Origin of the sequence: Streptomyces sp. NBC_00667, assembly GCF_036226825.1 — a bacterium.
Lineage (GTDB): Bacteria > Actinomycetota > Actinomycetes > Streptomycetales > Streptomycetaceae > Streptomyces.
Genome location: NZ_CP109022.1, coordinates 1,399,388 through 1,420,790 on the forward strand (window position 1 = coordinate 1,399,388; position 21,403 = coordinate 1,420,790).

Genomic DNA, 21,403 nt, shown 5'->3' on the forward strand with positions numbered 1-21,403 from the left:
TCGCCCCGTCAGTCCCGGGAGAGGCCCAGGCGGGTGCGGAGGGGGATGCGTTCGTCCGTGGCCACGGCGGCGGCGCCGTCCGTGACCGTTTCGTAGACGGCCAGGATGTCCGCGCCGACCGTCGACCAGTCGAAGCGGCGTACGTGCGCGGAGCCGCGGGCGCTGAGTTCCGCGCGGCGGGCCGGGTCGTGGAGGAGGCGGACCGCGGCCGCGGCCAGGGCGTCGGAGTCCTCGTTCGCGAAGAGGTCGCCCGCCCGGCCCTGGTCCAGGACCTGGGCGAACGCGTCCAGGTCCGAGGCCAGGACGGCCGCCCCCGCCGACAGTGCCTCGACCAGGATGATCCCGAAGCTCTCCCCGCCCGTGTTCGGGGCGACGTACACGTCGACGCTGCGCAGCAGCCGGGCCTTGTCCTCGTCGGAGACCATGCCCAGGAACTCGACCCGCGAGCGCAGGCCGGCCGGGAGGGAGGCCACAGCCTCCTCCTCGTCGCCGCGGCCGGCCACCAGGAGGCGTACGTCGGGGCACTCCTCGACGATCCGCGGGAACGCCGCCATCAGCACGGGCAGGCCCTTGCGCGGCTCGTCGATCCGGCCGATGAAGCCGAGGGTCTTGCCGCCCCACTCCGCCTTGGGCGAGGCGGAGGCGAAGAAGTCCACGTCCACCCCGTTCGGGATGACCACCGCGTCCCCGCCCAGGTGCTCCACCAGCGTGCGCCGCGCGTACTCGCTCACCGCGATCCGGGCGCTGATCTTCTCCAGGGCCGGCTGGAGGATTGGGTAGGCCGCGATCATCGCCCGCGAGCGCGGGTTGGAGGTGTGGAAGGTGGCCACGATCGGGCCCTGCGCCGCCCAGCAGGACAGCAGGCCCAGCGACGGGGAGGCCGGTTCGTGGATGTGGATCACGTCGAAGACCCCGTCGTGGAGCCAGCGCCGTACCCGCGCCGCCGACAGGAAGCCGAAGTTCAGCCGGGCGACGGACCCGTTGTAGGGCACCGGCACCGCCCGCCCCGCCGAGACCACGTACGGCGGCAGCGGGGTCTCGTCGTCCGCGGGGGCGAGGACCGACACCTCGTGGCCGAGGCGGATCAGGTGTTCCGCCAGGTCCCGGATGTGGAACTGGACGCCGCCCGGCACGTCCCACGAGTACGGGCACACGATGCCGATCTTCACTAGGCGCGCTCCTCCAGGTCGTCCAGCCACAGCCGCTGCAACATGTGCCAGTCCTCGGGGTGTGCGGCGATCCCCGCCGCGAACGCGTCGGCGACCGCCTGCGTCATGACGGCGGTCTTCTCGGTCCGCGTCCCGGCCGCCGGCACCGGCACCTCGGGGTGGATCCGCCCGTACATCCGCGGGGTCTCGCCGTAGTGCAGCGTCACGGGCAGCAGCGCCGCCCCGGTCTGCTGCGCCAGCAGCGCGGGCCCGGCCGGCATCCGTGCCGTCGCGCCGAAGAAGTCCACCTCGACCCCGGAGGCGGACAGGTCCCGGTCGGCGACCAGACAGACCAGGCCGCCGGAGCGCAGCCGGCGCGCGAGCGTGCCGAAGGCGGCCCCGCCGCTGTGCGGCAGTACCTCCATGCCCAGGCTCTCGCGGTAGGCCACGAACCGGTCGTACAGGGACTCCGGCTTGAGCCGTTCGGCGACCGTGGTGAACGGGATGCCGAGGTGGCTGGTCGCCCAGGCCCCGGCCAGGTCCCAGTTCGCCAGGTGCGGCAGGGCCACGACGACCCCCCGCCCGGAGGCGATGGCCTCGCGCAGGATGTGCTCGTCGGCCATCTCCACGTCGGCCGAGAACCGCCGCGCGTCCATCGCCGGCAGCCGGAAGGACTCCATCCAGTACCGCATGTACGAGCGCATGCCCGCCCGGGACAGCTCCCGCAGCCGGTCCGGGCCCGCGTCGGGAACGACCCTGGCCAGGTTCGACTCCAGCCGCAGCACGCTCTTGCCGCGCCGCTTCCACGCCGTGTCGGCTATCCGGCGGCCCAGGGCCACCGCGGTCGGCTCCGGCAGCTTTTTGACGGCCGCCCAGCCGAGCCCGTAGAGCCCGTCGACGAGCCGGTCCTGCGCCTTGCCCATCAGGCCGCGCCGCCTTCGGACAGGTGCGCCTCGGCGTCGGCTTCCGCCGCCTCGCGCCGCACGGTCACCACGCGCTGGATCAGCGTGACGAGCGAGCCCGCCGCCACCACCCACAGCGCGACCGGCAGCAGCACGCCGATCCAAGGCGGCGCCCCGAAGGTCTGCAGCCCGGAGAGACCGGCCGCGACCAGCGAGATCACAAGCCGCTCGGCGCGCTCGACGAGCCCGTTGACGGCGACCGGAAGACCGATCGCCTCGCCGCGGGCCTTGGTGTACGAGACCACCTGCCCGCTGGCCAGGCAGAAGATCGCCACCGCGCACAGCACGTTGTCGTGGCCGGAGCCCGCGTACCAGAGTGCGAGCCCCCCGAAGATCGCCGCATCCGCCACCCGGTCGAGGGTGGAGTCGAGGAACGCGCCCCAGCGGCTGGAGACCCCGGCCTGGCGGGCCATGTTCCCGTCCACCAGGTCCGAGAACACGAACAGGGTGATGGTGATCGTGCCCCAGAAGAACTCGCCCCTGGGGAAGAAGACCAACGCTCCCGCCACCACTCCGGCCGTGCCGATCAGCGTGACCGCGTCCGGGCTCACCCCCCGACGGAGGAGAAAAGCGGCGAATGGCGTGAGAACACGCGTGAAGAATGCACGCGCGTACTTGTTCAGCATGGCCTTCCCGGAGGGTCGCTGGGCCGCACGGCCCCATCGGCCACCGGCTGGCCCATCGTAGCCAGCGCCCCGGACCCCCACCGCCCCGCACCCACCGGTTCGCGCCGGACAATCCCCGCGCAACCCCCGCGTCACGCTCCGGACAGCACCCGGTACGACGTATGGACGCAGTGTGACGGCGGTGCAAAGCTCGAAGAACCCCAGTCACCCTCCTCACCGCGACACCGGGAGGCACGATCACCATGGGAGCCACATCACACCAAGCCGGGGCCGCCGGCAGGGCACTGACGGCCGACCGCCCCGCATCCGTACGGAACGTCGTGCTGGTCGGCCACAGCGGCGCCGGGAAGACCACGCTGGTCGAAGCCCTGGCCCTGACCGCAGGGGCCGTCAACAGGGCCGGAAGGGTCGAGGACGGCGGCACCGTCTCCGACTACGACGAGATCGAACAACGCCGCCAGCGCTCCATCCAGCTCTCCCTCGTCCCCGTCGAATGGGGCGGAATCAAGATCAATCTGCTCGATACCCCCGGATACGCCGACTTCGTCGGGGAACTCAGGGCCGGTCTACGCGCCGCGGACGCGGCCCTCTTCGTCGTCTCGGCCGCCGACGGGATCGACGGGGCCACCCGCATGGTCTGGGACGAATGCGAGGCGGTGGGCATGCCGCGGGCCATCGTCGTCACCCATTTGGAGGCAGCCCGGGCGGATTACACGCAGATGACCACGGTCTGTGGCGAGATCTTCGGCGGCGACGACCCGGACGCCGTCATCCCGCTCTACCTGCCCCTGCACGGCCCCGCCGGGCCCGACGGGCACGCACCCGTCACCGGCCTGCTCGGGCTGCTGTCCCAGCGGGTTTACGACTACACCTCCGGCGAGCGCACCGAGCGCGATCCCGACCCCGCCGAGCTCGCGCTGATCTCCGAGGCCCGCTCCCGCCTGATCGAGGGGATCATCGCGGAGAGCGAGGACGAGACCCTCATGGACCGCTACCTCGGCGGCGAGGACATCGACCTCAAGACCCTGATCGACGACCTGGAGCGGGCCATCGCCCGCGGCACCTTCCACCCCGTCCTGATGGCCGCGCCCGCCGCCGAAGGGGCCCGCCAGGGCCTGGGCACCGTCGAACTCCTCGAACTGGTCACCGGCGGCTTCCCCACCCCGCTGGAACGCGCCCCCCTCACCGTCACCGCCCCCGACGGCGCCGCCCGCCCCGAGGTCACCTGCGACCCGGACGGGCCGCTCCTCGCCGAGGTGGTCAAGACCTCCTCCGACCCCTACGTGGGCCGCGTCTCCCTCGTCCGCGTCTTCTCGGGCACCCTGCGCCCGGAGGAGACCGTGCACGTCAGCGGGCACGGCCTGTCCGACAGGGGCCACGAGGACCACGACGTCGACGAGCGGATCGGCGCCCTGACCTCCCCCTTCGGCAAACAGCAGCGCACCCTCACGCACGTCGTCGCTGGTGACCTCGCCTGCGTGGCGAAGCTGGGCCGGGCCGAGACCGGCGACACCCTCTCGGCCAAGGACGGCCCGCTCCTCATGGAGCCCTGGCCGATGCCCGAACCCCTCCTGCCCCTCGCCATCGAGGCCCACAGCAAGGCCGACGAGGACAAGCTCTCCCAGGGCCTGGCCCGGCTCGTCGCCGAGGACCCGACCATGCGGCTGGAACAGAACCCGCACACCGGCCAGCTCGTGCTGTGGTGCCTGGGGGAAGCCCACCAGGACGTCGCCCTGGAGCGGCTGCGCACCCGCTACGGGGTGCAGGTCGACCCCGTCCCCCACAAGGTGAGCCTGCGCGAGACCTTCGGCGCCAAGGCCGCCGGGCGCGGGCGGCACGTCAAGCAGTCCGGCGGGCACGGACAGTTCGCCATCTGCGAGATCGAGGTGGAACCCCTCCCGGCGGGCAGCGGCATCGAGTTCGTGGACAAGGTCGTCGGCGGATCCGTGCCGCGGCAGTTCATCCCGTCCGTGGAGAAGGGCGTGCGCGCCCAGGCCGCCCGGGGCGTGGCGGCCGGCTATCCGCTGGTCGACGTCCGCGTCACCCTGCTCGACGGCAAGGCGCACTCGGTCGACTCCTCCGACGCCGCGTTCCAGACCGCGGGCGCCCTCGCCCTGCGCGAAGCCGCCGCCGAGGCCCCGATCCACCTGCTGGAGCCCGTCGCGGAACTCGACGTCCTGGTCCCGGACGAGTACGTGGGCCCCGTCATGAGCGACCTCGCGGGCCGCCGCGGCCGCGTCGTCGGCACAGACCAGGCCGGTTCCGGGCGGACCCGGGTGCGCGCCGAGATCCCCGAGATCGAGATCGGCCGGTACGCGGTGGAGCTGCGTTCCGTATCGCACGGCACGGGCGGGTTCAGCCGTACGTACGCCCGGCACGAGGCGATGCCCCCGCAGCTGGCGGACAAGGTTCGCGAACAGGCCGAGAAGGGAAGTTAATCCACATAGCACACGGGATGCCGCCTACTCAACCTTGTTGCGGTGGGCGGTATTTCCCTGTCCCATGACCACGGGGTGGGCTCCGCCGATAGGCTCTTCGGCGGGGCGGACACACCACGCCGGCGGGCGAACCGCAGGCGGAGCAGCACGTATGACGGCACGTCGATGGGGGCAACGGTGGCGGACGACGGATTCGACTTCAGGCCCGGCGCGCAGATTCCGCTGCAGGGGGGCGGGGGGCAGACCGCCGCGACCAACGCGCTCGCCTCCGCCGCCTACCGCGACGGCAAGGTCGACGAGATCCTCAAGGCCAACAACGAGTACCACGAGTCGAAGGTCAAGCCGGGCAAGATCTCCCTGCTCGAACCCAACCTCGGCGAGGCCTTCTGCCGGGCCGTGGAGGCCCGCACCCTGGGCCCCGCCCGCAAACCCCTGATCCAGTCGTTCGGCGCCGACCCGCAGACCGTCGTGGAGCACTGCCTGGCCGCGTCCCGCATCCGCAAGGAACGCGACCGCAAGCTGCGCCTGATCACCCTGGTGTGCGGGGTGGTGTTCCTGCCCGGGCTGATGCTCTGGCTCGGCCTGTTCCAGCTCCGCAAGTGGCTCGCCAAGGGCAAGCGGGGGTCCTGGGCGGGCACCGCGCTCCTGGTCGGCGTCGGCATCGTCATCGCCGTGCTGATGTTCCGGTTGCCGTTCACCGGCTTCTTCGGCCTCTACCTGCGCGCCATGGTCATCGCCCCGGCCGCGGGCTGGTTCCTGGCCCGCCGGCTCTGCGAGGCCACCGCCGCCGACATGCGCTCCCGCTGGGACGGGCTGCTCGGCGGCGGCGGGGTCGCCGCGAAGATCCCCGAGGCGGTGCCCGGCAACCCCGACGAGAAGGCCCGCGAGGACCTGCGCCGCCAGCTGGCGAAGCTGACCGCCGAGGACCGCAGCAACTCCGTCTTCTACGCCGGTCCCAAGGGCATCCTCGGCATGGGCACCCGCTGGGGCAGCTGGCAGATGGCGGAGGAACTGGTCCCGAAGACGGACGGCGCCGAGATCCACCCGTTCCGCAGCTGGGACGTCATACGCGCGGTCGACGCCGAGCTGCGCAAGCTGGAGCGCGGCCCCCTGCACACCGGCGGCTTCCCGGCCGCCTCGATCCAGCACTGGATCGTCACGCCGATCGGCGAGGGCGCCACCGAAGTGGCCCGCCCCACCGGCGAGGACGTCGACACCTTCCTCGTGAAGCCGCACGAGATCACCCGGATCTGCAACGAGCAGCAGTTCAGCGCCGGCAACCGGCACTACCTGGGCATCCAGTACCCGCTCTGGGACGGCCAGCTGGTGATCACGATGATGGTGACCGTCACGGTGCTGTACAAGACCCTCCGGGTGGACGTCACGGCCCACGCGCTCGGTCCCGTGCACGGCCTGTTCACCACGAAGTCCGCGCCCAAGACCGTCGAGGTCGCCAAGTCCCTCCGGTTCTGGGAGACGGTCGAGCGCCGGCTGCCGCTGGTGGACGCCGACGAGGTGGTACGCCTGGCCGTGCGCGCCCCGCTGACCTGGTACCCGCCGCTGCTGGACTACCTGGGCGGCAAGCTGATCCTGCCGGAGCCCTTCGGCGTACGCCACGTCTGGGCGGGCTCCATGTGGCGCCACCGGTTCATGGCCGACGACGCGCTGCGCACGGTGACGCCGGTGCTGCGGGCGGTGCACGCCGCCGCGTTCCGGGTGCTGGAGGAGAACGGCGTGGACACCGAGCGCTTCACGAACCGCTCGTCCATCATGAGCGGCCTCATCCAGGAGCCCGCCCCGCGCAAGGCGGACGTCTACGACGCGTAGGCCCGGACCGGGCCCGACGCGTAGGCCCGGACCGGGCCCGACGCGTAGGCCCGGACCGGGCCGGTCGTTCGGCCCGGTCGGTCGTTCGGCCCGGTCGGTCGTTCGGCCGGCAGGCCCGGTCGTCCGGCGCGGCCGGTCGTCCGGCCGGCAGGCCCGGTCAGTCGTTCGGCCAGGCCTCCGCGAGCATCCGGCGGGTGTCCGCGAGGAGTTGCGGCAGCACCTTGGTGTGGCCGACCACCGGCATGAAGTTCGTGTCCCCGCCCCAGCGGGGCACGATGTGCTGGTGCAGGTGTGCGGCGATACCGGCTCCCGCCGCCGCACCCTGGTTCATGCCGATGTTGAAGCCGTGCGCCCCCGAGGCCTTGCGCAGCGCGCTCATGGCCCGCTTGGTGAGCTCGGCGAGCTCGGCCGTCTCGGGGCCGTCCAGCTCGGTGTAGTCGGCGACGTGCCGGTACGGGACGACCATCAGGTGGCCGCCGTTGTACGGGTAGAGGTTCAGCACGGCGTACACGTGCTTGCCGCGGGCCACGACCAGGCCGTCCTCGTCGGACATCTCCGGAATCCCGCAGAAGGGACAGCCGTCCCCGGCCTCCGGGCCGGTCGGCTTGTTCTCGCCCTGGATGTAGGCCATCCGGTGGGGCGTCCACAGACGCTGGAACGCGTCCTGCGTACCCACACCGATCTGCTGCTCCGGCTCACTCGTCATGGGATGCAGCATATGACCTTGCCCCCGCCGGGCGTGTCGCCGGGGCGGACACCGCCCCGGGACCGGCGATGCTGGGCGGATGCGCCACGACCCGACGACCCGCGAGGAGACCTGGGAGCGCCGTACGGAGCTGCCGCTGTTCTACGCCTCGCTGCTGTTCATCGCCGGGTACGCGGTGCGCGTGCTCGCCTCCCCCACGGATCACCTGTGGCGGGACGGCGCCGGGATCGTGGTCCTGCTGACCTGGCTGTGCTTCATCGGCGACTACGTGGTGCGCATGGTGCTCAGCGGCCGCCGGCCGCTGCGGTTCGTCCGCCGGCACTGGCTGGACACGCTGATCGTGCTGTTGCCCACCCTGCGGCCGCTGCGCATGGTCAAGGTCCACGACGCCATCCAGGCCCGCCGGGAGCGCCCGCGCCGGGGGCTGCACCAGCGCGTGATCACGTACGCCGGTCTCTCGGCGGTCCTGCTCGGCTTCTCCGGTGCCCTCGGCCTCTACTACCACGAGCACCGGGACCCGCGGTCCGCCATCCGCACCTTCTGGGACGCGGTGTGGTGTGTGTGCGAAACGCTGACGACGGTGGGCTACGGCGACGTGGCCCCGGTGACCCCGGCGGGCCGGCTGATCGCGGTCGGGCTGATGGTCTGCGGGCTGGCCCTGCTGGGCGCGGTGACGGGCAGCTTCTCGTCCTGGCTGATCCAGGTCTTCCGGCGGGAGGACGAGGAGGAGCCCCCGGGGGACCGAAGTTCCCCGGGGGCTCCTTGAGGGCGGTGCCGGTCAGACCTGGACGCGGTCCTCGACGACCTTGGCCAGCTTGGCCAGCGCCTCGTCCTTGGCGATGCCGTTCTCCTGCGAACCGTCGCGGTAGCGGAAGGAGACGGTGCCCGCGGCCATGTCCTCGTCACCGACGATGATCATGAACGGGACCTTGAGCTTCTGGTGGTTCCTGATCTTCTTCTGCATGCGGTCGGAGGAGGCGTCGACCTCGACGCGCAGCCCCTTCTTCTTCGCCGCGGCGGCGAACTCCCGCAGGTACTCCACGTGCCCGTCGCCGATCGGGATGCCGACCGCCTGGACCGGGGCCAGCCACGGCGGCATGGCGCCCGCGTAGTGCTCCAGCAGCACCGCGAAGAACCGCTCGATGGAGCCGAACAGCGCGCGGTGGATCATGACCGGCCGCTGGCGGGAGCCGTCGGGGGCGGTGTACTCCAGGTTGAACCGCTCCGGCAGGTTGAAGTCGAGCTGGACCGTCGACATCTGCCAGGTGCGGCCGATGGCGTCCTTGCACTGGACCGAGATCTTCGGGCCGTAGAACGCGGCGCCGCCCGGGTCCGGGACCAGCGGGAGACCCTGCTTCTCGGCGACCTGCGTGAGGACGGCGGTCGCCTCCTCCCAGGCCTCGTCCGAGCCGACGAACTTCTCCGGGTCCTTGGTGGACAGCTCCAGGTAGAAGTCGGTCAGACCGTAGTCGCGCAGCAGGCCGAGGACGAAGGTGAGGGTGGTGTCGAGCTCCTCGGCCATCTGCTCGCGGGTGCAGTAGATGTGCGCGTCGTCCTGGGTGAAGCCGCGGGCGCGGGTCAGGCCGTGGACGACACCCGACTTCTCGTACCGGTACACGGTGCCGAACTCGAAGAGGCGCAGGGGCAGTTCGCGGTAGGAGCGGCCGCGCGCGTCGAAGATCAGGTTGTGCATCGGGCAGTTCATGGGCTTGAGGTAGTAGTCGGTACCACCGTCGAGCTGCATGGGGGGGTACATCCCCTCCGCGTACCAGTCCAGGTGACCGCTCTTCTCGAAGAGCGCGCCCTTGGTGGCGTGCGGGGAGTAGACGAACTCGTAGCCCTCCTCCTCGTGCCGCTTGCGCGAGTAGTCCTCCATGGTCCGGCGGATGATGCCGCCGCGCGGGTGGAAGACGGCCAGGCCGGAGCCGATCTCGTCCGGGATGGAGAAGAGGTCGAGCTCGCTGCCGAGCTTGCGGTGGTCGCGCTTCTCGGCCTCGGCGAGGAAGTCGAGGTGGGCCTTGAGCTCGTCCTTCGAGGGCCAGGCGGTGCCGTAGATGCGCTGGAGCATCGGGTTCTTCTCGCTGCCGCGCCAGTACGCGGCGGCGTTGCGCATCAGCTTGAACGCGGGGATGTTGCGGGTGGTGGGCAGGTGGGGACCGCGGCAGAGGTCCTTCCAGCACAGTTCGCCGGTCTTCGCGTCCAGGTTGTCGTAGATGGTCAGCTCGCCGCCGCCCACCTCGACGTCCGCACCGTCGTCGGACGAGGCGGAGCCCTTGATGCCGATGAGCTCCAGCTTGTACGGCTCGTCGGCGAGCTCCTCGCGGGCCGCCTCGTCGGTGACGACGCGGCGGGAGAACCTCTGGCCGCGCTTCTGGATCTCCTGCATCTTCTTCTCGATGGCCTTGAGGTCATCGGGAGTGAAGGGCTTGGCGACGTCGAAGTCGTAGTAGAAGCCGTTCTGGACCGGCGGGCCGATGCCCAGCTTGGCCTCGGGGAACAGCTCCTGCACGGCCTGTGCCATGACGTGCGCGGTCGAGTGGCGCAGGATGTTCAGGCCGTCCTCGGAGGAGATCTCCACCGGCTCGACGGACTCGCCGTCCCTCAGCTCGTACGAGAGGTCCTTGAGCTCGCCCGCGACGCGCGCGGCCACGACGGTGCGCTCGCCGGCGAAGAGCTCGGCCGCCGTAGTGCCCGTGGCCACCACGCGCTCGTCCCGCTCGGAATCGCGTTGGATGATCACACGGACGTCTGACACCGGTCTCTCCTGAACTCTGGGGGTGCGCGAGGGAACACTGCGCGCCTGAATCGTACCGAGCGTTGTGGCCGCGCCGCTAAACGGTTATCGCCGGGGCCGCCCCGCGCAGGCCCCCGCCCGGCTGCCCTCCCCCTCCGGGCCCTCCGGGCGCGGGCCGGCGCGGTGCCGGGCGCGGGCGCCGGCGGGCCGAGGGGCCCGGTAGTGTGGGCCGACCGCCCGACTCCACCGGAGGGACCGTATGGCGAACCCGCAGATCCGGCCGCTGGACCTGGCCGACGAGGCCACCGCGGCCGCCGTGTTCCGGATCGGGCGCGACTCCTACGCGGTGGAGGCCGAGCTGATCGGCTTCGACGGCATCCCGGCACTGCGCGAGAGCCTCCCCGAGATGCGGGCGCAGGACCTCCACTGGGTCGGCGCCGTCTCCGGGTCCGGGGAGCTCACCGGGTTCCTGGCCTGGGAGGACCGGGCCGACGGCGGTGTATGCATCGACCGGCTCTGCGTGGCGCCGGCCCGGTTCCGTCTGGGCATCGCCTCCCTGCTGCTGCGCCACGCGCTGACCGAGCTCTTCCCGGGCCGCCCGGTCGAGGTCACCACGGGCGCCGCCAACGTCCCCGCGGTGGGGCTCTACGACCGCCTGGGCTTCGTGCGCGGCGAGGACTTCTCCCCCGCGCCGGGCCTGCTGATGGCCTCCTTCACCCGCGGGCCGGGCGTCTAAGCCGTCTCTTCCGGATCCTGTCGGGCGGCGCGGGCCAGGCAAGATCCGGAAGAGACGGCCTGGGCCGGACAGTGCCTAGTCGTCGGCGGGCAGGGCGTCCGCCGGGTCGAAGGACTCGTCCAGCGATTTCATCAGGCGGTCCCGCTCCACCTCGTCCAGCGGGACGGGGGTGACGTCGGTGGCGTCGGTCAGCCGGCGGAAGCCGCCCCGGCGCTGGAGCCGGCCGCTCACCCGGACCGGCAGGCCCACCAGGTGCGCGTGACCCGCGACCCGGTACGCCTCCTCGTCGAGCTCGGCCCGTACGTAGGGCACCTCCGCCCCCGCCAGCACCCGCAGCCGGACCGTCCCGCCGCCCCCGGGGGCCGAGCGCCGCATCCGGACCACCGCCCCGGCCAGGCGCACCGCCGGCGCCGGCTCGTCCCGGGTGTACCGGGCCGCCGCCTCCCGCAGCACCGGCAGGTCGCCCGGGGAGAACTCCACCGGCTCCGGCCTTGCCGCGCATCCGGCGGGGGCCCCGGCCGCCGGGGCCCAGGCAAGCGAGACGCGGGCCCCTTCGGAACCCCGTACGAGCGCGATCAGCGCGTCCGCGAGCTCCCGGCTGACCCCGGCCCCCACCGCCGCGTCGAAGGCGTCCATGCCGCCGGTGGCCCGCCGGTAGTCCACCGCTTCGCGCGCCGCGTGCAGGGCGTGGTGCAGCCGGGTGACCACCTCCCGGCCCCCGTCCACCGGGAGGTACGCGGTCAGCCGGCGGCCGCCCGGCGAGGGGCCCACGAGCACGCCGTCCAGGGACCGCCCGGCCTGCGCGCGGTGCCGTGCGCCGAAGTATCCGGCGCGGGCGCGGGCGGCGAGGGCCCCGGCCAGCAGCAGCTGCCGGGCGGCCGAGCGGAGCTGTTCCTGCACGGGCCAGGCCTCCGCCCGTCCGGTCGCGTACGCGCCCTCCGGGAACTCCCGCTCCCAGCGGATCTCGTCGCTCGGCACGCTCAGCCCGAGCAGCACTTCCTTCGCCGAGGGCAGCCCGCCGCGCGAGAGGGCGCTCAGCGCCTCCTCCAGGAGGTCGGCGCAGTCGGGGAAGGCCCGGCTCTCCGGCACGAGCAGGCTCGTGCCCTCCTGTCCCGGCGGGGTCCAGCGCCCGTACCGTCCGGCGGCGCCGCCCCGCCGCAGCCAGCCGTGGCGGTGCAGGAGCGCGCCGAGCACGGCCGGGTCGACGTGCGCGGCGTCGGGCGCGTCCGGCGTGAACTGCGGGGACGAGAGCGGTTCGAGGCGCGGCGGGTGCCAGTTCATCAGGGTGTCCCTCCCGACCCGACCCGGGTCATGATCTCGCAGAGCGCCCGGTCGTCGAAGATCCGTGTGGTGGGGATCCGTACGGTGGTCCGGCGGCGGCCGGTCACCGGGTGCCCGGCGAGATTGGTCCAGTAGCAGCAGTGCCTCAGGTCGAGCCGGTCGTGCCCGGCGCTCAGCCACTGCCCGCGCTCCCGTGGGACGAGCATCACCACGAGGATCTTGTGGACGGCGACCGGCGTGCGGGCCAGCTTCACGAGGTGCTCGTTGTCGAGGGTGAAGCCGAAGGTCGCGCCGGCCGGCCGCGGCGGTACCTGGTAGGTCGCCTTCAACTGCACCTTGATGGTGACCTCGTCGTCGACGACGTGCTCGGCCGCGCCGTGACTGACGTGCCAGTCGATGCCGTTGTCGGGAAAGGGCTGGGACAGCGAGCAGCCGGCCGCGGCGGCGACGGCGTGCAGGTAGCCCACCTGGAGGGTCTCCATGCAGGCGGTGGTGGCGAGTGAGCCGCGCAGCGGTCCGGTCCCCGCGTCCGTCCGCGGTCCGATCCGCCCTTGCAGCACCCCGCCCGGTTCGGGCTGCGCGAGCGCCATGGCCGGCTCCCCATGCCTTGTGGGCTCTGCCTCGTGAGGGGTGATGGGGGTGATGGCAGATCAGGTGTGCGGTCCCCCAAGGAGGTTGTCTCCGCAGCAGAGGTGCGGCAAACGGCGTACGGGGCAAACAGCCCGGGTATCACCGATTCGGGCAAGGGGGTGGCGAGTTCCCGTCGCGCCCCATCTGCCGATCGGGGACGAGGAGTTCGCCATGACACGCTGGTACGAGGGCCCGCTGGCCGCATTCGACACGGAGACGACCGGGGTGGACGTCGAGCAGGACCGGATCGTGTCCGCCGCGCTCGTCGTGCAGGAGTGTGCGGGCGGCCGGGTCCGCACCACCCGCTGGCTGGTCAATCCGGGTATCCCGGTGCCCCGGGGCGCCACGGAAGTGCACGGCCTGACCGACGAACACCTCCAGCGCAACGGCCGTTGGCCGGCGCCGGTGGTGGAGGAGATAGCCCGTTCGCTCGGTGAGCAGCGCCTGGCGGGCCGGCCGCTGGTGGTGATGAACGCGCCGTTCGACCTGACGCTGCTGGACCGGGAGTTGCGCAGGCACCGGGCGTCCTCGCTGGCGCGGTACCTGGACGACCGGCCGCTGACGGTGCTGGACCCGCGGGTGCTGGACAAGCACCTGGACCGCTACCGCAAGGGCCGCCGCACCCTGGGCGACCTGTGCGCGCACTACGGGATAGAGCTGGAGGGGGCGCACGACGCGGCGGCGGACGCGCTGGCCTCGCTGGAGCTCGTACGGGCGCTCGGGCGCCGGTTCGCGGGCCGGCTGGAGCGGCTGACACCGGCGGAACTGCACACGCTCCAGGCGGTGTGGCACGCGGCGCAGGCGCGGGGACTGCAGGCCTGGTTCGCCCGGCAGGGCACCCCGGAAGCCGTGGACCCGCACTGGCCGCTGCGTCCGGAGGTCCCGGCCGCCGCGTGAACGGCGCCTGCGGACACCCGAGAACGCGGAAGGCCGGTCCGTCTTGCGACGGACCGGCCTGTCCCGGTGGGCGATACTGGGATCGAACCAGTGACCCCTTCGGTGTGAACGAAGTGCTCTCCCGCTGAGCTAATCGCCCGGAACGGGTTGAACAATACAAGAGCCCCGGGGTTCTGTTCAAACCGCTTCCGGCAGGGCCGCCAGCCGCGCCGCGAGGGCACGCTGCCCGGCGCGCATCATCAGGGCGTGGTTGAGCCGGAACAGGGGCCGTCCGGGCACCGCGAGGAAGCGCAGCAACGGCCGGCACACCTCGGCCTCCTGTTCGTACAGGGCGCGCGTCCGCGCCCCGCGCGGGCGTACCGTCCACCGCGCCCATCCTTCGAGGTCCCCGCCCAGGGCGACCTCCAGCACGCCGCGGGCGGGGTCGCGCAGCAGCTCGGTCGCGGTGACGCGCAGCGCGTACGGGAGTACGGAGCGGATGACGGCGGTGCCGGCGCGGCCGTCGGCGCCGTCGGACTCGAAGCGGCGGACCTGGGGCCACCAGAGCGGGTAGTCGCCGGCTTGTTCCAGGGCGCGGTAGACGGCCGACGGCGGGGCGTCGAGGTCCCACACGCTGCGGAAACGGAAACGGGAGCGATTCGGTCGGCGCGAGGGGCTGCGGTCCATGCCCCGAGCCTGCCCCGGGCGCGAGCGGGCTATCCCGGTGCGCGTCCGCCCGCCGCCCGATGCCCCCCGGCGCGGCCCCAGGGGCCCCCTGGCGCCCGCGCGGTTCCCGGTCGGCGCACGGGACCGGCGGCCAGCCACGAGGGCGCGAGAACGCCCGCGGTGGCCGCGCACGACGAAGGCCCGGAGACTCTTCACGAGTCTCCGGGCCTTCGGTCCGGTGGGCGATACTGGGTTCGAACCAGTGACCCCTTCGGTGTGAACGAAGTGCTCTCCCACTGAGCTAATCGCCCGGACGCACCGCAAACATTACCGCATGTCAGCGGCGCTCTACGCCATCAGGTGCCGATCACTGGTCCTTGATGTTCCACGGCAGCACGAGGCCGTACTTCCACAGGTAGAAGCCGATCAGCGCGCCCGCCACGGTGAGGCCCACGCCGGTCAGGATGAGGTTGCGGCGGCGCACCCGGGGGTCCATGGCCTTCTGGGCGGCCTCGGCGACCTTGCGCTTCGTCCAGCGCAGCACCACCTGGGCCCAGGCGAACTCGGTCCCCCAGATGAACAGGCCCGCGAAGATCGCGACCCAGCCCGGGCCCGGCAGGACCAGCATCGCGACGCCCGCGGCTATCACGGCAAGACCGACGATGAACACCCCGACCTGCCAGCTCAGGTGGAGGCTGCGGTTGGCCTTGACGAAGGCGGGCGCCTTCGACACGTGCGGCTCGGCTGCGGAATCCGTTCCGCCCTGCGCGGACTCGTTGGTCTCGCGGTCACTCCCCGTATTCATGGGTCGAATCTACCGGAGGTGAAACGCGGGCCGGAAGCACACGCGATCGGTCGTTTGGATCCGCCGTACGAGGGACCCAGAGGTCCGCAAAACGGTCAGAGGGGTTTACAACGCCACCGTAGGTGGCATGTCGATTTCGCCGACGTGCGAATCCCCGAGCGCACACTGAGCGAAAGGCCCTGGCGCTTATGAACACCACGGTCAGCTGCGAGCTGCACCTGCGCCTCGTTGTGTCGAGCGAGTCCTCACTGCCTGTTCCCGCGGGCCTGCGGTATGACACGGCCGATCCCTACGCCGTGCACGCCACCTTCCACACCGGCGCCGAGGAGACGGTCGAATGGGTATTCGCCCGCGACCTCCTCGCAGAGGGTCTCCACCGACCCACCGGCACCGGCGACGTCCGCGTCTGGCCGTCCCGCAGCCACGGTCAGGGAGTCGTCTGCATCGCCCTCAGCTCTCCGGAAGGAGAAGCACTGCTCGAAGCACCCGCCCGAGCCCTTGAGTCATTCCTCAAGCGGACGGACGCCGCGGTCCCACCCGGGACCGAACACCGGCACTTCGACCTCGACAAGGAGCTCTCCCACATCCTGGCCGAAAGCTGACCCAGGACGAGCGCTCCTCCCGGCAGCGGCCGGGGGGCCACCCGACACCGTCCGACTCGGGGCGACGGTGCGGGAGGAACAATCACATGTGGCAGTGCCGGCGCTGTTCTCGCGGAAGCCAACCGCGGGAGCGGCGCCGCGGTGCGTCGCGGGAGCGGCCGCACCTCCCGGCGGCGGCCGGGGGCGACTAGAGTCGGCCCCCCACGCGGCAGTGACCGATCGCCGCAGGCCCGGCCCCCAGGGAGACCCCGTGCAGATCCCCCACGACACCCGTCGCGCGCTCGACGTCGTCGTCGCGCTGGTGAACACCGCGGCCGAGCCCGGCAGGCCCGACGGACTGTCCGACGTGGGCGCCCTGCGCGCTTTCGTCCAGGAGTACGCGATCAGCGACGTGGGCGAGCTCGGCGCCCGCGACCTCGCCGGGGTGCGCACCGTCCGCGAGAAGTTCGCGCAGACCTTCGCCGCCCCGAACCCCCGCGCGGCTGCCGCACTGATCAACGAGCTGGTGGCCACGGCCGGCACCACGCCGCGGCTGACCGATCACGACGGCTACGACTGGCACGTGCACTACTTCGCGCCGGGCGCCTCGGTGGGCGACCACCTGGCGGCGGACGGCGGCATGGCGCTGGCGTTCATCGTGGTCTCGGGAGAGCAGGAGCGGCTGCGGCGTTGCGAGGCCCCCGACTGCCGACGGGCCTTCGTCGACCTCTCCCGCAACCGCTCAAGGCGCTACTGCGACAGCCGGACCTGCGGGAACCGGCTCCACGTGGCCGCCTACCGGGCGCGCCGCAAGGAGGCGGACACGCACGGCTCAGAGCAGGAAGAGGTCGTGTACGGCGGCGAGCAGCAGCAGGGTTCCGATCACCGCTAGGAAGATCATCAGGGGCGGCTGGGACAGCGCGAAGAGACAGCCGCGGGGTTCTTCGGCGGGGGTGTGAGCCGGCGGCTCACCAGGTGATGTGTCCGGCATGTCGGGCCGATGATCGCCCAGTGGACCCCGATCCGTCCCTCAACACGCCAGCGGCATGGCGGGAGTTCGCCCTTTCCCGTGACGGGGCGGGCGGCGCGCGGCCGCCGGCCTCCGCCGTCAGAGGCCGTCAGATGCCGTGCTTCTTGAGGATCGCCTCGATGTCGGAGAAGTCGTCCGCCGGGGCGGCGGCCCGCTCCGGCGCCGAACGGGACCGGGAACCTGCGGCGAGGGAGGGAGCGGAGGCGTCGGGGGCGACGGCCTCCCGGCCGGGACGTCCCCCGGCCGCCTTCGGCTCCTTCTGCTTCGCGGGCCGGCCGAGCGCGCGGCGCTCGACGGCCCGGGTGGTCAGCAACAGCACCCACGCCACGCCCAGCAGCCCGAAGCCGATCCAGACGGACGGCGCGAACACCATCCCCGCGACCCACTCCACGAAACCGGTCAGTACCAGCGCGACCGGCACCAGCGCGTAAGCGGCGATGCGCGCCGCGGCGAGGAAACGCCTGCGGTACGCGGTCACCGCGGCGATCCCCAGGCCCGCCGCGGACACCGCGGAACAAATGGTCTCGGCGAGCATGCTGTCCTCCAGGAGCCGACGCGGTCGGGCGGGCGGCGGTGGTCCGCCCCCGTCCATCGTGCACCGCCCACCGGCGCGGGGGCCACGTCCCGGGCGGCCCCCGGACCGATCTCCGGGAGATCTCGGGGTCGGGCCTCCTCCGCAGGTGCCGGTCGGTGCGGCCGACGGCGAGCTGGGAGACTGTGCGCATGACCGATTCCCACTCCCCCGACTCCGTCACCGCACCCGCCGCGCCCGTCGTCCTGGAGGTGTGGTGCGAGCTCCAGTGCCCGGACTGCCACGGCGCGCTGGAGGACGTACGCGCCCTGCGCGCCCGCTACGGCGACCGGCTGGACGTCGTGCTGCGGCACTTCCCGCTGGAGAAGCACAAGCACGCCTTCGCCGCGGCCCAGGCCGCCGAGGAAGCCGCGGAGCAGGGGCAGGGCTGGCCGTACGCCGAGGCCGTACTGGCCCGCACCGCCGAGCTGGGTGAGCGCGGGGAGGCGGTGCTGCTCGATGTGGCACGTGAACTCGGTCTGGACGTGGAGGAGTTCGACACCGCCCTGGTCGACGGGCGGCACATCCTGGTCGTCGACGCCGACCAGGCCGAGGGCAAGGCGATCGGCGTGACCGGCACCCCCACGTACGTGATCGGCGGCGAGCGCCTCGACGGCGGCAAGAGCCAGGAGGGCCTGCGCGCCCGCATCGAGGAGATCGCCGACCGGCTGCTCGCGGGCTGAGGAGCCGCGGGCGGGCGGCTACAGCAGGTCCTTGGCGTAGTTCAGGGCCGTGGGCCGGTAGCCGAGGGACTCGTACAGGCGCAGCGCCGGGGTGTTCGTGGTGAAGACCTGGAGGGCGACCGTCCGGTGGCCCGCGGCGAGGGCCTCGCGTTCCGCGAGCAGCATCAGCGCGCGGCCGTAGCCGCGGCCCCGGTGCCCCTCGCAGACCTCGACCTGGAAGACGTACGCGTCCTGGCCGTGCGCGGCGAGCCAGAGGTGGCCCACGGGGGCGCCGGCGGCTTCCAGGACGGCGAGGGTGACGCCCGGGGTGTCCCGGCCCTCGGGGAACCGGGCCGCGTGGTCGGCGACCGCCCTCGCGTGCGCGTCGTGCTCCGGCATGCCGCGCTCGGCCAGTTCCGCCGCGTAGCCGGCCGGAGCCACCGCGGACCAGGCGGCGTACTCCTCCTCCGTCATCGGGCGGGAGGTGAGCTGCTGCGGCAGGGCGGGCGGCCCGGACGGGAGCTGCTTGGCCAGGTAGCGGCTGTACTCGGTGTACCCGAGGGCTTCGGCCAGCCGCAGGCCGCCCGGGGATCCCGCCGGGACCGAGACCCGGACCCGCCGGCAGCCCCAGCCGCGCAGCACCTCCTCGGCGGCGAGCGAGGCGACGGTGGCGCGGCCCCGGCGGCGGTCCGGCGGGTCGATGACCAGATCCCCGATTTCGCCGACCTGCGGCCCGAACGCGGTTCCGGCGCGGATCAGCAGCTCGCCGACGCGCCTGCTGTTGACGCGTACCTCGTACGGGCGCGAGCGCGCGCCCCCTTCGCCGTGCTGGAGCGGCCCGCTCGGCCGCAGTGTGGTGGTCATCGTCGAGTTCTACCCTCCGCACGCCCGCCGCGACAGGGCGTGCGGGCGGCGGGCGTTCCCGCGGGGCGGGCCCTACGGATCGAGGTCGGAGCCCGCGCGCTCGTCGAAGATCCGCATGGCCTTGGCGGTGACGGGCCCCGGGGCGGCCGTCAGGTCGCGGCCGTCGACGCGGTGGACCGCCTGGACGTCGCGCAGGGTCGAGGTGAGGAAGACCTCGTCGGCGCGCTCCAGTACGTCCAGGGGCAGGTCGGCCTCCTTGGCGCCGGTCCACTCCACCGCGAGGGCCCGCGTGATGCCCGCGAGGCAGCCGGAGGCGACCGGCGGGGTGTGCAGTTCCCCGTCGAGTACGACGAACACGTTGGAGCCGGTGCCCTCGCAGAGCTGCCCCACGGTGTTGGCGAAGAGGGCCTCGGAGGCCCCCGCCGCGTGGGCGCGGGCGAGCGCGACCACGTTCTCGGCGTACGAGGTGGTCTTGAGGCCGGTCAGCGCCGAACGCTCGTTGCGGACCCAGGGCACGGTGACCACGGCGGTGGTGTCGGGACGCCGGGTGGTCTCGCCGACCGCGACGACCAGGGTGGGACCGGTCTTGCCGCGCTCGGAGCCCAGCGGGGAGACGCCGCCGGTGTAGGTGATGCGCAGCCGGCCGAGCGGCATCGGGTTGGCTTCGAGCACGGCGGCGCAGGCGCGGCGCACCTCGTCCAGGTCGGGGTCGGGCAGCCCGAGGCCGCGGGCCGAGCGGGTCAGCCGGTCGAGGTGGCGGGTGAGCGCGAACACGGTCCCGTTCTGCGCCTTGAGCGTCTCGAAGAGGCCGTCGCCCACGGTCAGCCCGTGGTCCAGTACGGACACCTTCGCCGCGTCAGCGTCCCGCAGCTCTCCGTTGAGCCAGATCCTCACCGAACGGTCCCTTCACTCAGCCCATGCGCATCGCGTGCCTCATGCGGCTCGCGCGTCTCGTGCGTACCTGACGCTACCGCGAGCAGCCGGGCCGCTTTCAGTTCGGTCTCGGCCCACTCCCTCTCCGGGTCCGAGCCCCAGGTGATCCCCGCGCCGGTGCCGAACCGCAGGCGGGCGCCGCCGGGCACCTCGCGGTCGATCCAGAAGGTGCGGATGCCGACGGCGAGCTCGGCGGTGCCCCGGTCGGCGTCGACCCAGCCGATGCCCCCGCAGTAGGGGCCGCGCGGGGCCGTCTCCAGGGCCTCGATGATCCGCAGGGCCGAGGATTTGGGGGCGCCGGTGACGGAGCCGGGCGGGAAGGAGGCCCTGAGCAGCTGCGGCCAGCCGGCGCTCTCGGCCAGCTCCCCGCTGACGGTGGAGACCAGGTGGACCAGGCCGGGGTGTTCCTCGACGGCGCACAGCTCGGGGACGGTGACCGAGCCCGGCACGCAGACGCGGCCCAGGTCGTTGCGCACCAGGTCCACGATCATCACGTTCTCGGCGTGGTCCTTGGGGAGCAGGTCCGCGACGGTACGGCCGGTTCCCTTGATGGGCCCGGACTCCACGTGCCGGCCGCTGCGGCGCAGGAACAGTTCGGGGGAGGCGGTGGCGATCTCGACGCCGTGGGCCGGGAGCCGAATCGTTCCTGCATAGGGCGCGGGGTTGCCGCGCGCGAGCAGGGCGGTGAGGGCGTCGACGTCTGCCCGGACCGGGTCGGGCAGCGGCGCGGACAGCACGCGGCAGAGGTTGGCCTGGTAGACCTCGCCGCGGGCGATGTGCTCGCGGATGCGGCGGACGCCCGCCACGTAGGCGCCGCGGTCGAGCGAGGAGGTCCACTGGTCGGCGGCGGGCCCGTGCCAGGCACCGGGGACGGGCGCGGGAACGGGGTCGGGGCGTACGTCCCCGAAGCGCGCGCACACCAGACGGCCCTCGAAGTCTGCGGTCACCGCCCAGAAGCCGGTGGAGTCGAGGGCGCAGGGGTCGCTGGTGACGTCGCGGAGGTCGGTCGCGAGGCGGCCGCCGAAGCGGGCCAGGGGAGGCAGGTCGTGCACGGCTGCGAGTCTATGACCGGTGACGGGATGGCGCCGGAGAGGTGACGGCGGGGTGACCGACGGTGATCGAGCGGCAGCACGCTGCGGAAACGCGTTTTTGAGCTGGCCCGGGAATCCGCTAGAGTTCAACACGTCGCCAGGGAGCGAAGGGGAACACCCCGGAGCGAACATGGTGACCTGCGGACGTAGCTCAGTTGGTAGAGCACCACCTTGCCAAGGTGGATGTCGCGAGTTCGAGTCTCGTCGTCCGCTCGAAGTGGGGGGTCTTCCCGAGA

21 protein-coding genes and 3 tRNA genes are annotated in these 21,403 nt (G+C 72.6%); 9 read left to right on the forward strand and 15 right to left on the reverse strand.

Annotated elements, in window-relative coordinates; translation table 11 throughout:
• Positions 1 to 8: 8 nt before the first annotated feature.
• Genes OHA81_RS06725 through pgsA form a run of 3 tightly spaced genes read right to left on the reverse strand, consistent with a single transcriptional unit; the run spans position 9 to position 2,736 of the window.
• Complete coding sequence (locus OHA81_RS06725) at positions 9 to 1,169, reverse strand: glycosyltransferase family 4 protein (protein WP_329193721.1); 1,161 nt, start codon at positions 1,167 to 1,169, stop codon at positions 9 to 11.
• Positions 1,169 to 2,071 carry a phosphatidylinositol mannoside acyltransferase gene (locus OHA81_RS06730; RefSeq protein ID WP_329193723.1) on the reverse strand — a complete coding sequence of 301 codons (903 nt, stop codon included), beginning with the start codon at positions 2,069 to 2,071 and terminating at the stop codon, positions 1,169 to 1,171. Before OHA81_RS06730 ends, OHA81_RS06725 begins: the two co-directional genes overlap by 1 nt.
• Positions 2,071 to 2,736: a phosphatidylinositol phosphate synthase gene (gene pgsA / locus OHA81_RS06735; RefSeq protein ID WP_329193725.1), complete on the reverse strand. Its 666-nt coding sequence runs from the start codon at positions 2,734 to 2,736 to the stop codon at positions 2,071 to 2,073. Before pgsA ends, OHA81_RS06730 begins: the two co-directional genes overlap by 1 nt.
• Positions 2,737 to 2,978: 242 nt before the next feature.
• On the opposite strand from pgsA, the gene OHA81_RS06740 reads away from it, so the two are divergent.
• Together OHA81_RS06740 and OHA81_RS06745 are read left to right on the forward strand one after the other, a co-directional pair.
• Positions 2,979 to 5,174 carry an elongation factor G-like protein EF-G2 gene (locus tag OHA81_RS06740; RefSeq protein ID WP_329193727.1) on the forward strand — a complete coding sequence of 732 codons (2,196 nt, stop codon included), beginning with the start codon at positions 2,979 to 2,981 and terminating at the stop codon, positions 5,172 to 5,174.
• A 177-nt stretch (positions 5,175 to 5,351) separates the two neighbouring features.
• Positions 5,352 to 7,001, forward strand: coding sequence for a hypothetical protein (locus OHA81_RS06745; protein ID WP_329193728.1), 1,650 nt, complete (start codon positions 5,352 to 5,354; stop codon positions 6,999 to 7,001).
• Between the two features lie 157 nt (positions 7,002 to 7,158).
• Here OHA81_RS06745 and OHA81_RS06750 read toward each other — a convergent pair whose 3' ends face one another.
• Positions 7,159 to 7,719: an HIT family protein gene (locus tag OHA81_RS06750; protein ID WP_329193729.1), complete on the reverse strand. Its 561-nt coding sequence runs from the start codon at positions 7,717 to 7,719 to the stop codon at positions 7,159 to 7,161.
• Positions 7,720 to 7,786: 67 nt separating this feature from the next.
• Between OHA81_RS06750 and OHA81_RS06755 the strand changes: the two genes are divergently transcribed.
• Positions 7,787 to 8,473 carry a potassium channel family protein gene (locus OHA81_RS06755; protein ID WP_329193731.1) on the forward strand — a complete coding sequence of 229 codons (687 nt, stop codon included), beginning with the start codon at positions 7,787 to 7,789 and terminating at the stop codon, positions 8,471 to 8,473.
• 12 nt (positions 8,474 to 8,485) lie between these two features.
• Here the strand turns inward: OHA81_RS06755 and thrS are convergent, their stop codons facing one another.
• Positions 8,486 to 10,462 (reverse strand): threonine--tRNA ligase, encoded by a 1,977-nt coding sequence (gene thrS, locus OHA81_RS06760; protein ID WP_329193734.1) that lies wholly within the window; start codon positions 10,460 to 10,462, stop codon positions 8,486 to 8,488.
• 238 nt (positions 10,463 to 10,700) lie between these two features.
• Here thrS and OHA81_RS06765 point away from each other — a divergent pair, with 238 nt between their 5' ends.
• On the forward strand, positions 10,701 to 11,177 hold the full coding sequence (locus tag OHA81_RS06765) for a GNAT family N-acetyltransferase (protein WP_329193737.1): 477 nt from the start codon (positions 10,701 to 10,703) through the stop codon (positions 11,175 to 11,177).
• Positions 11,178 to 11,252: 75 nt separating this feature from the next.
• Here OHA81_RS06765 and OHA81_RS06770 read toward each other — a convergent pair whose 3' ends face one another.
• Positions 11,253 to 12,458, reverse strand: a complete 1,206-nt coding sequence (locus tag OHA81_RS06770) for a hypothetical protein (protein ID WP_329193739.1) — start codon at positions 12,456 to 12,458, stop codon at positions 11,253 to 11,255.
• The gene (locus tag OHA81_RS06775; RefSeq protein WP_329193741.1) at positions 12,458 to 13,048 is read right to left on the reverse strand and encodes a DUF4365 domain-containing protein; all 591 of its coding nucleotides are present in this window, start codon (positions 13,046 to 13,048) and stop codon (positions 12,458 to 12,460) included. Before OHA81_RS06775 ends, OHA81_RS06770 begins: the two co-directional genes overlap by 1 nt.
• 211 nt (positions 13,049 to 13,259) lie before the next feature.
• Here OHA81_RS06775 and OHA81_RS06780 point away from each other — a divergent pair, with 211 nt between their 5' ends.
• A complete protein-coding gene (locus OHA81_RS06780; RefSeq protein ID WP_329193743.1) occupies positions 13,260 to 13,985 on the forward strand; it encodes a 3'-5' exonuclease in 726 nt (241 codons plus the stop codon).
• Between the two features lie 67 nt (positions 13,986 to 14,052).
• On the opposite strand, the gene OHA81_RS06785 is transcribed toward OHA81_RS06780, so the two are convergent.
• The 4 genes from OHA81_RS06785 to OHA81_RS06800 all read right to left on the reverse strand — a co-directional run bounded on the left by OHA81_RS06785 (position 14,053) and on the right by OHA81_RS06800 (position 15,435).
• Positions 14,053 to 14,124: transfer RNA gene (locus OHA81_RS06785), tRNA-Val, on the reverse strand.
• A gap of 38 nt (positions 14,125 to 14,162) precedes the next feature.
• Positions 14,163 to 14,651 carry an SRPBCC family protein gene (locus OHA81_RS06790; RefSeq protein ID WP_329193745.1) on the reverse strand — a complete coding sequence of 163 codons (489 nt, stop codon included), beginning with the start codon at positions 14,649 to 14,651 and terminating at the stop codon, positions 14,163 to 14,165.
• 218 nt (positions 14,652 to 14,869) lie between these two features.
• Positions 14,870 to 14,941, reverse strand: a tRNA-Val gene (locus OHA81_RS06795).
• Positions 14,942 to 14,997: 56 nt separating this feature from the next.
• Positions 14,998 to 15,435 carry a TIGR02611 family protein gene (locus OHA81_RS06800; RefSeq protein ID WP_329193747.1) on the reverse strand — a complete coding sequence of 146 codons (438 nt, stop codon included), beginning with the start codon at positions 15,433 to 15,435 and terminating at the stop codon, positions 14,998 to 15,000.
• 188 nt (positions 15,436 to 15,623) lie between these two features.
• On the opposite strand from OHA81_RS06800, the gene OHA81_RS06805 reads away from it, so the two are divergent.
• Together OHA81_RS06805 and OHA81_RS06810 are read left to right on the forward strand one after the other, a co-directional pair.
• Positions 15,624 to 16,037, forward strand: coding sequence for an SsgA family sporulation/cell division regulator (locus OHA81_RS06805; protein ID WP_030011909.1), 414 nt, complete (start codon positions 15,624 to 15,626; stop codon positions 16,035 to 16,037).
• A gap of 250 nt (positions 16,038 to 16,287) precedes the next feature.
• On the forward strand, positions 16,288 to 16,908 hold the full coding sequence (locus OHA81_RS06810; protein ID WP_329193750.1) for a CGNR zinc finger domain-containing protein: 621 nt from the start codon (positions 16,288 to 16,290) through the stop codon (positions 16,906 to 16,908).
• 226 nt (positions 16,909 to 17,134) lie between these two features.
• Here the strand turns inward: OHA81_RS06810 and OHA81_RS06815 are convergent, their stop codons facing one another.
• On the reverse strand, positions 17,135 to 17,581 hold the full coding sequence (locus OHA81_RS06815; RefSeq protein ID WP_329193751.1) for a hypothetical protein: 447 nt from the start codon (positions 17,579 to 17,581) through the stop codon (positions 17,135 to 17,137).
• Between the two features lie 188 nt (positions 17,582 to 17,769).
• Here OHA81_RS06815 and OHA81_RS06820 point away from each other — a divergent pair, with 188 nt between their 5' ends.
• The gene (locus OHA81_RS06820; RefSeq protein ID WP_329193752.1) at positions 17,770 to 18,300 is read left to right on the forward strand and encodes a DsbA family protein; all 531 of its coding nucleotides are present in this window, start codon (positions 17,770 to 17,772) and stop codon (positions 18,298 to 18,300) included.
• A gap of 18 nt (positions 18,301 to 18,318) precedes the next feature.
• Here OHA81_RS06820 and OHA81_RS06825 read toward each other — a convergent pair whose 3' ends face one another.
• The 3 genes from OHA81_RS06825 to OHA81_RS06835 all read right to left on the reverse strand — a co-directional run bounded on the left by OHA81_RS06825 (position 18,319) and on the right by OHA81_RS06835 (position 21,128).
• Positions 18,319 to 19,143 carry a GNAT family N-acetyltransferase gene (locus OHA81_RS06825; protein ID WP_329193754.1) on the reverse strand — a complete coding sequence of 275 codons (825 nt, stop codon included), beginning with the start codon at positions 19,141 to 19,143 and terminating at the stop codon, positions 18,319 to 18,321.
• 72 nt (positions 19,144 to 19,215) lie between these two features.
• Positions 19,216 to 20,037 (reverse strand): aminotransferase class IV, encoded by an 822-nt coding sequence (locus tag OHA81_RS06830; RefSeq protein ID WP_329193755.1) that lies wholly within the window; start codon positions 20,035 to 20,037, stop codon positions 19,216 to 19,218.
• On the reverse strand, positions 20,034 to 21,128 hold the full coding sequence (locus OHA81_RS06835; RefSeq protein ID WP_329193757.1) for a chorismate-binding protein: 1,095 nt from the start codon (positions 21,126 to 21,128) through the stop codon (positions 20,034 to 20,036). Before OHA81_RS06835 ends, OHA81_RS06830 begins: the two co-directional genes overlap by 4 nt.
• Positions 21,129 to 21,307: 179 nt before the next feature.
• Between OHA81_RS06835 and OHA81_RS06840 the strand changes: the two genes are divergently transcribed.
• Positions 21,308 to 21,380: transfer RNA gene (locus OHA81_RS06840), tRNA-Gly, on the forward strand.
• The last annotated feature ends 23 nt before the right edge of the window (positions 21,381 to 21,403 follow it).

Bases quoted from the DNA above. Each gene is read 5' to 3' on its own strand.
- OHA81_RS06825 (WP_329193754.1), bottom strand. From the start codon at position 19,143: ATGACCACCACACTGCGGCCGAGCGGGCCGCTCCAGCACGGCGAAGGG.
- OHA81_RS06770 (WP_329193739.1), bottom strand. From the start codon at position 12,458: ATGAACTGGCACCCGCCGCGCCTCGAACCGCTCTCGTCCCCGCAGTTC.
- OHA81_RS06765 (WP_329193737.1), top strand. From the start codon at position 10,701: ATGGCGAACCCGCAGATCCGGCCGCTGGACCTGGCCGACGAGGCCACC.
- OHA81_RS06815 (WP_329193751.1), bottom strand. From the start codon at position 17,581: ATGCTCGCCGAGACCATTTGTTCCGCGGTGTCCGCGGCGGGCCTGGGG.
- OHA81_RS06780 (WP_329193743.1), top strand. From the start codon at position 13,260: ATGACACGCTGGTACGAGGGCCCGCTGGCCGCATTCGACACGGAGACG.
- OHA81_RS06805 (WP_030011909.1), top strand. From the start codon at position 15,624: ATGAACACCACGGTCAGCTGCGAGCTGCACCTGCGCCTCGTTGTGTCG.
- OHA81_RS06820 (WP_329193752.1), top strand. From the start codon at position 17,770: ATGACCGATTCCCACTCCCCCGACTCCGTCACCGCACCCGCCGCGCCC.
- OHA81_RS06730 (WP_329193723.1), bottom strand. From the start codon at position 2,071: ATGGGCAAGGCGCAGGACCGGCTCGTCGACGGGCTCTACGGGCTCGGC.
- OHA81_RS06755 (WP_329193731.1), top strand. From the start codon at position 7,787: ATGCGCCACGACCCGACGACCCGCGAGGAGACCTGGGAGCGCCGTACG.
- OHA81_RS06775 (WP_329193741.1), bottom strand. From the start codon at position 13,048: ATGGCGCTCGCGCAGCCCGAACCGGGCGGGGTGCTGCAAGGGCGGATC.
- OHA81_RS06800 (WP_329193747.1), bottom strand. From the start codon at position 15,435: ATGAATACGGGGAGTGACCGCGAGACCAACGAGTCCGCGCAGGGCGGA.
- pgsA (WP_329193725.1), bottom strand. From the start codon at position 2,736: ATGCTGAACAAGTACGCGCGTGCATTCTTCACGCGTGTTCTCACGCCA.
- OHA81_RS06790 (WP_329193745.1), bottom strand. From the start codon at position 14,651: ATGGACCGCAGCCCCTCGCGCCGACCGAATCGCTCCCGTTTCCGTTTC.
- OHA81_RS06750 (WP_329193729.1), bottom strand. From the start codon at position 7,719: ATGCTGCATCCCATGACGAGTGAGCCGGAGCAGCAGATCGGTGTGGGT.
- OHA81_RS06740 (WP_329193727.1), top strand. From the start codon at position 2,979: ATGGGAGCCACATCACACCAAGCCGGGGCCGCCGGCAGGGCACTGACG.